Origin of the sequence: Paenibacillus sp. 2TAB19 (assembly GCF_052115185.1) — a bacterium.
GTDB lineage: Bacteria > Bacillota > Bacilli > Paenibacillales > Paenibacillaceae > Pristimantibacillus.
Map to the genome: position 1 here is coordinate 25,888 of NZ_JBFRGE010000033.1, position 11,477 is coordinate 37,364.

Sequence of the window (11,477 nt, forward strand, 5' to 3'; positions counted from 1 at the left end):
GCTGCTTGGCGGTCATCGGCCCTCTTGCCCATTAAGGGAAGGGGCCGATTTCATTCCAGGACATCGCTCGGAGAGGAAGTGCTTAAGATGAAGGCGGTTGTAAAATCGCGATTGAACCGTTCCGATACGGTCTCGGGTTATCTATTTATTTTCCCATGGCTAGTCGGGTTTCTGCTGTTCTCGCTATTCCCGATATTGGCTTCGCTGTATTTGTCATTCACCGATTACGATATATTGTCCGCGCCGAAATGGATCGGGCTCGATAATTTCAAGCAATTGTTCGGAGACGATCCGCGTTATGCGAAGTCTATTGCAGTCACGTTAATGTACGTGCTGTTATCCGTTCCTATCCGCTTAGGCTTTGCGCTTGCCGTCGCGATTCTGCTGAATCAGAAGCTAGCGGGCTCGAGTTGGCTTCGCGCGATGTACTACTTGCCGACGCTTATGGGCGGCAGTGTGGCAATCATCGTTATGTGGGGGCAGCTGTTCGGAATTGAAGGGGCGTTTAACTCGGCCGTGGAGGCGATAACAGGCATAGATATCGGCATCTCCTGGATCACGAACCCTTCGACGGCGCTGTATTCGATTATACTGCTTGCGACTTGGCAGTTCGGCGCTTCGATGCTTATTTTCTTGGCTGGCCTGAAGCAAGTTCCGGCAAGCCTGCTGGAAGCTGCCGAAGTAGACGGGGCGAACGCGGTCCAGCGTTTCTGGAAAATAAGTCTGCCGCTGCTGACGCCTGTCGTCTTCTTCAACCTCGTTATGGGCATTATCGGCGGCTTCAAAGTATTCTCGGAGGCGATGATACTGACAGGCGGCGGACCGCATGACCAGACGCTGTTCTACGTCATCTATTTGTATGAGAATTCATTCCGTTTCCATCATATGGGCTATGGATCGGCGATGGCGTGGGTGATGCTGCTTACAGTCGCGGTGCTGACGGGTATTTTGTTCCGTTCGTCGCGATTCTGGGTCTACTATGAGCATCGGGAGGGGAATTCATGACCGTTCGTTACAAATGGCGGATCGGCTCGATCGCGCTCAGCGCGGGAGCTTGGTTATTCGCGCTTGCGATGATCTATCCGCTGTTATGGCTCGTCTCAAGCTCGTTCAAKCCGACAAGCGATATTTTCGTCCAAGCCCATAATCTCATACCGCATACGCTGCATGCGGACAATTATGCCCAAGGGCTGAAAGGTTTTGCGGACATTACGTTCGTTACGTTTTTCAAAAACTCAGCAATCGTCACTATTCTGTCTGTCATCGGAACAGTTGCATCGTCGGCGTTAGCCGCCTATGCGTTTGCAAGGATCCGCTTTCCAGGCGTCTCGTTATGGTTCGTATGCATGATGCTTACGATGATGCTGCCGGGCGAAGTGCTAATCATTCCGCAATATTTGCTCTTCAAGGAGCTTGATTGGATCGATACACACCTGCCTCTGATCGTGCCGTCTTTCGCCGGAGGCGCCTTCTTCATCTTCCTGATGATTCAATTCATGCGGGGCATCCCGCTGGACTTGGATGAATCGGCACGGATTGACGGCTGCGGAAGATTCGGCTTCTTCATCCGCATCATGCTTCCGCTTATCGTCCCGGCACTCGTCACGGCTGCTATTTTCAAGTTTTATTGGACGTGGGACGATTATTTCAGCCCGTTCCTGTACTTAAATTCGCAGAAGCTTGCGACGGTGGCGCTAGCCATCAAATCGATGTCGAACCCCACGATGGAAACCGATTGGGGAGCGGTGTTCGCGATGTCCGTCTTGTCGCTGATTCCGGTGCTTGCCATTTTCGTCGGCTTCCAGAAGTATATCGTCGAAGGCATCAGCACGACGGGACTCAAAGGTTAGAGCCGTTCGAGCACGCGCAAGAAGGACAGTTCATTAGGTCAATCTTAGACCTGACGGGCTGTTCTTTTTTTCTTGACGAAGGTAGGCGGGGCGGATTATGATATGAATCAGTAATATAAATAATAACAAGTTAATATATTTATTAACTTGTTTCATGCCGTTAAACGCCTGACATTTGAATTTACATAATCGGAATAACATCTTTGTTAATATGTAAGCGTTTAACTAGCGGAAAGGAGCGGATGCGTGAGCCGATTCGCATGAACGAGGGCGTCATATTAGCATTTCGCACACTATTAAGGGAGGCGAACGATAGAACGATGATGACAAGGAAAAGCATGAGAAAAGGTGCAACAAAGCTATTGATCGGATTTTTTGCGGTTGTTCTGATGCTGCCGAGTGCTTTGATCGGCGCTTCGCCGTCTAGCGGGCTTACAGGCAGCGAGCATCACTGGGCAGAGAAGGAGCTGACGGAGTGGCAGGAGAAGGGACTCATTCAAGGGTTTGGAGATGGCAGCCTCAAGCCGAATCAATCGATTACGAGAGCGGAATTCATAACGCTCGTTAATCGGGTCTTCGGTTTCACGGCCATGGGCAATGCTGCGTTCAAGGATGTAGCGGCGGATAGCAGCTACTACGGCGATATTCAAAAGGCGGTTGCCGCAGGATATATTCGAGGCTACGATGACGGTACGTTCCGCCCCGACATGACGATCAACCGTCAGGAAGCGGCGGTGATCCTTGCGAACGTATTCGCTATTGCGCCTTCCGAGCAGCCGGTCGATAAACTTACGGATATCGAGCAGCTTGCGAAATGGAGCAGGGGGAGCRTTCGAGCTTTAGTCGAGCAAGGTTTTGTAAGCGGTTACCCGGACAAAACGTTTAGGCCTGCAAGCCCGATTACGAGAGCTGAGGCGGTCAAGCTGATCGGCAGCCTATCCGGCGAGATTATAAATATAGCTGGTTCTTACAGCAATCTGACGACTCGCAACGMGGTTATAAGCAAAGCTGGCGTCGAACTTTCGGACAGTGTCATAGAAGGCGACCTGTTCGTGACCGCAGGTGTCGGCGAAGGCGATATTACGCTTAACAACGTAACGGTCAAAGGATCGCTTCGCATTTCGGGCGGCGGGCCGAACAGCATTCACGTTAACGACTCCGATATCGAAGCGATTATCGTGGACAAGAAGAACGGTACGGTTCGGATCGTTGTGAACGGTGCTACGAACGTTAAGCAAACCTTCGTCCTTAGCGGCGTGAAGCTGGAGAATGGCGATAACGTTACGGGCAACGGATATGAAAGAGTTATTTTGGAGGAAGGTCTTACAGAGAATGCAGTCGTGGAATTGTCCGGCAGCTTCGGCGAAGTTGTCACTCGCTCGCTAACTGAGTCTGAGCTAAAGCTGCTGCAAGGCATCATTCGCAAGCTCGTCATCGAGCGCAAAATCAAGCTTCATGCAGAGCAAGGGACATCCATTCAGGATCTGCTTATCGATACGGATTCGATTATTACCATTACAGGCTTAGGTGCCGTAACGGTGAATGGCGGGTCGAAGTCGAAGCCGATCTTCAAGGATCAGCAGTCCGAGACGCCGACCGACCTTCCGTCAACGCCTGGCGCATCCGCTCCAACGTTCGGGGAAGTATCCGTTCACGACCCATCGATCGTGAAGGCCGGCAACACGTATTATGTTTTCGGTTCTCATATTGAAGCGGCGAAGTCGACCGATCTTCAGCACTGGACGCGCTTTACGAACGGCTACGCGACGACGGGCAACGCCTTGTTCGGCGATCTCTCCGCCAATCTTGCGGAATCGTTCGACTGGGCGGGAGAGAACGACGCCGACAATCTGGGCGGCTTCTCCGTCTGGGCTCCGGATGTATTATGGAATGCCGACTATTTGAATGAAGACGGTTCGAAAGGCGCTTACTTGATGTACTACTCGGTATCGTCCACCTATATCCGCTCGGCTATCGGAATTGCGGCTTCTCAGAACATTGAAGGCCCATATGAATATGTCGATACGATTATTTATTCCGGCTTTACTCAAGAAGACGCTACTGACGAAGACAGTGTTATTAATAAAAAATGGACGAATACGAACATTCCGTCATTGATTGAGGACGGCGTGCTAACGGAGTCAACTGCGTGGTTTAACGGGGACGGCTCGTACAAAAACAGCATGTACCCGAACGCGATCGACGCGAACCTGTTCTACGACGCGGACGGCAAGCTTCATATGACGTACGGTTCTTGGTCAGGCGGCATCTTCCTGCTGGACATCGACAAGGCTACAGGCAGGCCGATCTATCCAGGCGAGGACGGAACGACGGAGGATGGCAGATTGATCGACCGCTACTTCGGAACGAAGATTGCGGGAGGATACGGCAAGTCTGGAGAAGGTCCTTACGTGCGCTACGACAAGGCGACCGGCTACTATTTCCTAAATGTTACATATGGCTGGCTTGGCGCGGACGGTGCATACAATATGCGTCTATTCCGGGCAACGTCGCCTGAAGGTCCATACACGGATGCAGTGAATCAGGATGCCGTACTGCCGAGCAATACGGACAATGATCCTTATGGCAACAAGCTCATCGGCAACTATTTGTTCGAACGCAAAGTAGGCGATCCTGGAACGGGAATCGGCACCGGTTATGTATCTTCGGGGCATAACTCGCTTTATTTCGATGAGAAGACGGGAAAAAAATTTATTGTGTTCCATACGCGCTTTCCGGGAACAGGCGAATTCCATGAGGTTCGCGTCCATCAATTGTTCATGAACGAGGATAACTGGCCGATCGTGGCGCCTTATCGTTATACGGGCGAGAAGCTGGGCAAAGTGAACGAGAAACAGATCGCAGGGGAATATCGATTCCTTAATCACGGCAAAACGAATGCAGTGCCAACTGTGAAGTCAATCCTCATTCGCTTAAACGAAGACAACACGATAAGCGGCGACGTGACTGGAAGCTGGCAATTGACGAGCGATTATTACGCGGTATTGACGATTGGCGGCACCGTCTACAAAGGTGTATATGCGAAGCTATGGGATACGGATTCGCAAAGCTATGTCATGACTTTCACGGCGATGTCCGGCGAAGGCGCATCGATCTGGGGCAGCAAGCTTCGTGACCGCACCGACAAGCAGCTTGTGAACGATGTTCTGAAGGGAATTCAGTTAGGGGATCTTACGAAAGTGGTCTCCGACCTGACGCTTCCGCTCGAAGGCGCACGCTATTCGCAGATTAGCTGGTCGACGAGTAATTCGTCAGTCGTTACCGAGCAAGGCGTTATTACTCGTCCGGAAGCGGATGCGGGATCAGCGACGGCACAGCTTACCGCTACGGTTACGAAAGGCGAAGAGACAGGGACAAGAGTATTTACAGTTAACGTGCTTCCTTCCCAGCTTTCCGAACTTGCAGCGCGTTACGAATTCGAAGACAATTTAACGGAATCGCTGGATGGCTTCGGTGCAGGAACGATTACTGGCAATAGGATCGATAATACAGGCGGCGCAATTACGTATGAAGCTGGCATGTACGGCGATGCAGCGGCATTCGACGGAAGTTCCGGCGTCAAGCTGCCTAACGGGCTCATCGCGAGCAACAGCTATTCCGTCTCGTTATGGTTGAGGCCAGAGACGTTAAATACGTATACGTCTGCGTTCTACGGGGCAAGAGACGGCAACAACTGGATCAGTCTTCTGCCGCAAGGTCCCGTCGGCAATCAGACGATGTTATGGTCGGGCAGCACCGAATGGTACGACGTGACTGCCGGATTAACGATTAAGGCACAGCAGTGGTCGCATATTGCCTTCACGGTAGAGAGCGGCACCGCCAAGCTGTACGTGAACGGAATACTGAAATACAGCGGCACGGGTTTCCCCGATATTTTCACGGGCAATGACGGCTCGTTCAGCCTTGGGGTGAACTGGTGGGATACGCCGTATCGAGGTCTGATCGATGATCTTCGGATTTATGAAGGCATTTTAACGCAGCAAGAGGTTCATGAGCTGGTATTCGATTCTAGCGTTGTGGTCGAGAGCGTTCAGCTCGGCTTTACCGACAAAAAAGTATTCGCCCTAAATACGTATACGCCGTCTGGCGTATCGGTATCCCCGATAAACGCAGGCAATCAGCAGCTGCTGTGGAGCTCGGAGGATGACACCGTCGCAACGGTTGACGCTGACACAGGAACGGTAACGGCTGTTCAAGCCGGCTTCGTGGTCATTACGGCAACTGCGACAGACGGCAGCGGGGCATCCGCATCCTATACGTTGGAGGTTGTCGATGAAGCGATAGCCCATTACAGCTTCGAGGGCGATTTGACTGATGAACAAGGCGGCTCGTCAGGTACGATAACGGGCAATAAGGCGGACAATACGGGCGGAGCGATCACCTATGACGACGGCGTCTCCGGTCAAGCCGCAGTGTTCAACGGCAGCTCGGGCATACGTCTGCCGAACGGCCTCATTGCAAGCGACAGCTATACGGTTTCGATGTCCGTATATGTCCAGCAGGGAAGCCAGTATACGCCAGCATTTTTCGGGGCTCAGTCGGGCAACAGCTGGATCAGTCTCGTGCCGCGCGGTCCTGGCAGTTCGCAGCCGACGATGTTATGGTCCGGCACGTCATGGTACGACGCGAGCACGGGCATACAGATTCCGATCGGGGAATGGGCACATGTTGCGTTCACGGTTGAAGACGGACGCATTACGGTTTATGTAAACGGCGAAGCGAAATTCACGGGAACGGGCTTCCCTGATGTATTCACATCGAATGACGCGGTGTTCGCGCTAGGCGTCAATTATTGGGATACGCCGTTCACCGGCATGATCGACGAGCTTCTTATTTATAACGCGGCGTTATCAGCCGAGCAGATTGCGGAGCTGGGAGCAGCAGCGCCGTAATACAAATAAGCAACGCCCCGAATCGGATTCGGGGGGTTGTTTATTTGTTTGGTTTCGCTCGGAGCCTCGGTGCAAGATAAGGGACCGATGCCTTGTTGGTCGATGTGTTCCTTTTCGTTGCCCTCTTCCTTTTTGATCTCCTGCTGGCAAGTATTTGTACAGCGTCCTGGTTAGTCGTCTCTTCCTCTTCCTCAGTCGATTCTCCGGCGCCGGTAGTGGTGGTGGAGGTGTCGTTCACCCTCAGTATTTTCGAATTGCCAAAGATGATCTTGCCTTCATTCTTCACGATGACGACCTTCCCGATCCAGCAAAAAAACATAGAGAGCAGCATCCCTTCCTAAGGTTTGCCCTGCGCCAGTCAACCGCGCACAGCTCGTTCTCTCTCCATGCTATGTTCGGTCATCGGTGGCGGCGTTGGCGAATGAACGGGATACATACGCCCGATTTGAGCAACTAGCTCTAACTATCCGCGTTGAAGGCTGCGATATTCCGAAGGTGATTGCCCGACAATTTTTTTGAAGACGGCATTGAACGAGTCGATATCGCGATAGCCCACAAGCCCGGCGATGACGCTCACTTTATGCGACGATTCGCGAAGCAGCTCGCAGCTCTTATGGATGCGCGCATTTTGCAAATAAGAGCCAAACGACTGACCGGAATGCTTCGCGAATAATCGCTGCAAATGTCGGTTGCTCCATCTGGACATATGAGCCAAATCGGACAGCGTGATTGGTTCCGAAAGATGCTGCTCGATATACTGAATGACGCTCGTAAAATCCGTAGCATCGACCATCCTCTTATCCGCTTCTCCGTATTTCAGCCTATATACCGTAATGACCAATTGGCCGACAAGCGAGAGCAGCATCGTAGCCGATCCCACGCCTGGCACGGACATTTCTCTATACAGTCGCTGCATGATGCTTTCAGCCGATCCGTCACGATCGAACACTTTGAAGTAAGAGGAACTGTTGATCTTTTCGTTGCTGCCGAGCGTCTCTAAATGCTCTTGAACAGGTCGATCCAGCAAAATAGGCGATAGTCGCCCGATCATGCGGGTATCGAATAAGCAATTGTAGACGATGAGCGGCTCGCTGGCCGAGTCGGGCGTGCTTGGACGAAACACATGCGAGACGCCGACAGGTATGACGTATAACATGCCTTTATGAACGGAGAAGGTCTCATTCTCGATATGATGATAGCCCTTGCCTTGAGCCACATAACAATATTCAATGAATTCATGCGAGTGAAACGGAACGTGGAAGTCCTCGGTCGCTCGATTAACGAACAGATGCAAATGGTTTTGCAAATAGTGCTCATTTTTGAAAAGCTCAGTCGTTCGGTTCATTAGCGCTCCCCCTCTTGCATAGATGGCGTGATCTCAGGGATATGATGTCTTCATTGGCGGGTGAATGTGAGATTGCAATCTCTATAATTATAAATTGAAAGCGTATCAAAAATCTATGTGAGGGAGTCGTTCACATGTTCCAAATAACCAAACTTMGTTGTGAGTACAAAGAAAATCCAATTGGCATCGACTGGTCAGTTACTCCGCGTATTAGCTGGCAGCTGTTGTCCGACGAACGAGATTGCGTGCAAGAAGCCTATCAGATTCAAGTAGCGGGAGGCAGCTCTTTCGATAACGTCCTATGGGATTCCGGCAAAATAAACTCGGCACAGTCCATCCATGTCGAGCTGAATCAATTGAAGTTAGAAGCGCGTAATCGGTACTATTACCGCGTTCAGGCATGGAATGCGAAGGGCAATGGAACGGATTGGTCGACTGCCGCCTTCTTCGAAACGGGGCTCGCGGATGCAAGCCAGTGGCAGGCGGAGTGGATTACCGCACCGCAGCAGCTAATGCCGCAGAACGACGACCGCTCGCCGCAGCTTCGCACGTTCTTCGAGGTGAACGGACGCATCGCAAGTGCGCGAATATACGTAACGGCGCTTGGTCTGTACGAGTTGGAGCTGAACGGCGAGCGCGTAGGCGATCATTATTTTACGCCGGGCTGGACCAGTTACTGGAATCGTCTGCAATATCAAACCTATGACGTGACCGGATTGCTGAAGGACGGGGAAAATGCGCTTGGCGCGTTGCTCGGCAGCGGCTGGTATAAGGGCTACCTTGGTTTTCGACAGCAGAAGAATATATACGGCCCGAACCGGGCGTTGCTGCTGGAGCTTCATATTCGATATGAAGACGGCTCGGAGCAGCATGTATTATCCAATGACAGCTGGCAGGCTGCGGAAAGCGCGATTCTAATGTCGGACATCTACATGGGCGAGCAATACGATGCGCGGCTGGAGCTCGATTGGACGAATCGTTCGCAGGACGGGTGGCAGCAAGCGGTGACCATTAACCATTCGAAGGACATCATCGTCGCGCAGGAAAATGTTCCGGTCACGAAGATTGAAAGGCTGAAGTCGATCGAGCTGCTCACGACGCCGAAGGGCGAGCTCGTTCTCGATATGGGACAAAATATGGTTGGCTGGCTGAGCTTCACGGTACAGGGAGAGGCAGGCCGAACAGTCGAGCTGGTGCATGCAGAGGTGCTCGATAGCGAAGGAAACTTCTACCGGGACAATATGCGTACGGCCGAGCAGCGTGTTCGCTATACGCTGAAGGGCGGAGAGAAAGAGACTTACGAGCCGCATTTCACTTTCCAAGGATTTAGATATGTGCTGCTGACGGGATTCGGCGACGATGTGCAAGCGGATGATTTTACAGGCGTTGTGCTGCATTCGGAAATGGAGCGTACGGGGGATTTTGAGTGCTCCGATCCATTGGTCAATCAATTGCATCACAATATTTTATGGGGGCAGAAAGGCAATTTCCTCGACGTGCCGACCGACTGTCCGCAGCGCGATGAGCGGCTTGGCTGGACTGGCGATGCGCAGATGTTCGTCCGTACGGCCTCGTATTTGATGAACACGGCGCCGTTCTTCACGAAGTGGCTGCGGGATTTGAAGGTGGATCAGACACCTGAGGGAGGCATTCCGTTCTTCATACCGGATCTGCAGCGGTCGTATACGGAAGATTCGCTCGAGAAGAACCATTCCTCTGCCGCTTGGGGAGACGCGGCGACGATCTGCCCGTGGACGATCTACGAGATGTACGGCGATACGAGGCTTCTGGCCGACCAGTACGACAGCATGAAGAAGTGGATTTCCTATATGCATGAACAAGGCAGCAATCCGTACCTTTGGAATACAGGCTTCCACTTCGGCGATTGGCTGGGTCTCGATTCCAAGCCGGACAGCTATATCGGGGCAACGGACAGAGATTTGATAGCTACCGCTTTTTACGCCTACTCGACTGAGCTGACACGGAAGGCGGCAGAAGTGCTTGGCCATTCGGAGGATGCGGAATATTACCGCGATCTGCACGGGCGAGTAGTCGGCGCATTCCAAAGCGAATTCGTTACGCCGTCCGGCAGGCTGGCGGTATCGACGCAAACAGCGCAGGTGCTTGCTCTGAAGTTCGGACTTGTGGAAGGCGCAGCCAAGGAGCGCGCGGTGTTGAAGCTGAAGGAGCTGCTCGCCGAATCGGGCGATCACTTGACGACGGGCTTCGTCGGGACGCCATATCTCAATCCCGTTCTTACCGAGAACGGTCATAACGAGCTGGCGTATAAGCTGTTGTTCCAGCAAGATTACCCTTCTTGGCTGTATCAGGTGACGAAAGGCGCGACGACGATCTGGGAGCATTGGGACGGCATCAAGGAGGACGGCAGCTTCTGGAGCACGGACATGAACTCGTTCAACCATTACGCCTACGGCGCAATCGGCGAATGGTTGTACCGTTACGTCGCAGGGATCGGAACGGATGAAGCGTTGCCTGGCTTCAAGCGGGTTCATATCAAGCCGCAGCCTGGTGCGGGGCTGGACTTCGTGCGGGCGAGCGTGGAATCTATGTATGGCAATGTAGCATCTTCCTGGACACGGAAGGAGGACGGCGTGATGGAGGTGCAGGTCACTGTGCCGGCGAACACGACCGGTGTTGTCGTTCTGCCGGGGGCGAAGCTTCAAGGCTTGCAGGAAAACGGCGTGCCTGCTGAGCAGGCGGCTGGCATCCACCAAGTGTCGGCTGCCGAGGATGGCGCGGGTGTCCAGGTGGAGCTAGGCTCTGGCAGCTACAGCTTCACGTATCTTTCTTGAAGGGAAACCGACATGGACTGGAGACAGAGGATTTATGATACGGCGGCAGAGATTGCCGAATCGTTTGAGGCTGATCCAAGAGTTGTCTCCATTGCGATCGGAGGAAGCATCGGTAGACGGCAGGTATGGAAGCATTCCGACCTTGAGCTATGCTTAATCGTTGAGGAGCCGATCAGCGAGTTGTCAATTGGATTTCATACAGGCAAATGAGGCAACTTTGGAGGAAATGAGCAAAATGGGGGAATTAGGCTGTATGATTTCCACTCAAAGGTACTTGTTCTGTCTGCTGCAGGCTATTTGGCTGGAGGATTTCCACTCAACATAGTGACAACGATCGGATGAAGGGTTGTCCTAAAGCGGCAAGTCACGTTGCCGAAGAAGTAGATGCCTGCGTTGAACGCGAAGAGTCCTACAGCAGCAGGATGATCGAAGATAGCAGCGGACGCCGCTGCCAGCAGCGATTCGCTTATTTTGCCAACCATATCGAGTCCGAACAAAAATAAGAAGAATGAAGCACCTCACTTAACAGTGAGGTAAAACTCACTATAATCATCGG

Annotated in this window: 8 protein-coding genes; 7 read left to right on the plus strand and 1 reads right to left on the minus strand. The window is 52.4% G+C overall.

The window, feature by feature from the left end:
* Positions 1-87 precede the first annotated feature (87 nt).
* From AB4Z33_RS16355 to AB4Z33_RS16370, 4 genes are all read left to right on the plus strand, one after another.
* Positions 88-1,005, plus strand: coding sequence for a carbohydrate ABC transporter permease (locus AB4Z33_RS16355; protein WP_442050919.1), 918 nt, complete (start codon positions 88-90; stop codon positions 1,003-1,005).
* On the plus strand, positions 1,002-1,850 hold the full coding sequence (locus AB4Z33_RS16360) for a carbohydrate ABC transporter permease (RefSeq protein WP_442050920.1): 849 nt from the start codon (positions 1,002-1,004) through the stop codon (positions 1,848-1,850). The genes AB4Z33_RS16355 and AB4Z33_RS16360 overlap by 4 nt, the downstream gene beginning before the upstream one ends.
* Before the next feature lie 338 nt (positions 1,851-2,188).
* Positions 2,189-6,763, plus strand: a complete 4,575-nt coding sequence (locus tag AB4Z33_RS16365; protein WP_442050921.1) for a LamG-like jellyroll fold domain-containing protein — start codon at positions 2,189-2,191, stop codon at positions 6,761-6,763.
* Between the two features lie 92 nt (positions 6,764-6,855).
* Positions 6,856-7,104 carry a hypothetical protein gene (locus tag AB4Z33_RS16370; RefSeq protein WP_442050922.1) on the plus strand — a complete coding sequence of 83 codons (249 nt, stop codon included), beginning with the start codon at positions 6,856-6,858 and terminating at the stop codon, positions 7,102-7,104.
* 122 nt (positions 7,105-7,226) lie between these two features.
* Here AB4Z33_RS16370 and AB4Z33_RS16375 read toward each other — a convergent pair whose 3' ends face one another.
* The gene (locus AB4Z33_RS16375; protein WP_442050923.1) at positions 7,227-8,108 is read right to left on the minus strand and encodes a helix-turn-helix domain-containing protein; all 882 of its coding nucleotides are present in this window, start codon (positions 8,106-8,108) and stop codon (positions 7,227-7,229) included.
* Positions 8,109-8,242: 134 nt separating this feature from the next.
* On the opposite strand from AB4Z33_RS16375, the gene AB4Z33_RS16380 reads away from it, so the two are divergent.
* The 3 genes from AB4Z33_RS16380 (at position 8,243) to AB4Z33_RS16390 (ending at position 11,424) form a co-directional block, all read left to right on the plus strand.
* Positions 8,243-10,921 carry a family 78 glycoside hydrolase catalytic domain gene (locus AB4Z33_RS16380; protein WP_442050924.1) on the plus strand — a complete coding sequence of 893 codons (2,679 nt, stop codon included), beginning with the start codon at positions 8,243-8,245 and terminating at the stop codon, positions 10,919-10,921.
* Between the two features lie 12 nt (positions 10,922-10,933).
* Positions 10,934-11,131 carry a hypothetical protein gene (locus tag AB4Z33_RS16385; protein ID WP_442050925.1) on the plus strand — a complete coding sequence of 66 codons (198 nt, stop codon included), beginning with the start codon at positions 10,934-10,936 and terminating at the stop codon, positions 11,129-11,131.
* Between the two features lie 128 nt (positions 11,132-11,259).
* Complete coding sequence (locus AB4Z33_RS16390; RefSeq protein ID WP_442050926.1) at positions 11,260-11,424, plus strand: hypothetical protein; 165 nt, start codon at positions 11,260-11,262, stop codon at positions 11,422-11,424.
* Positions 11,425-11,477 lie beyond the last annotated feature (53 nt).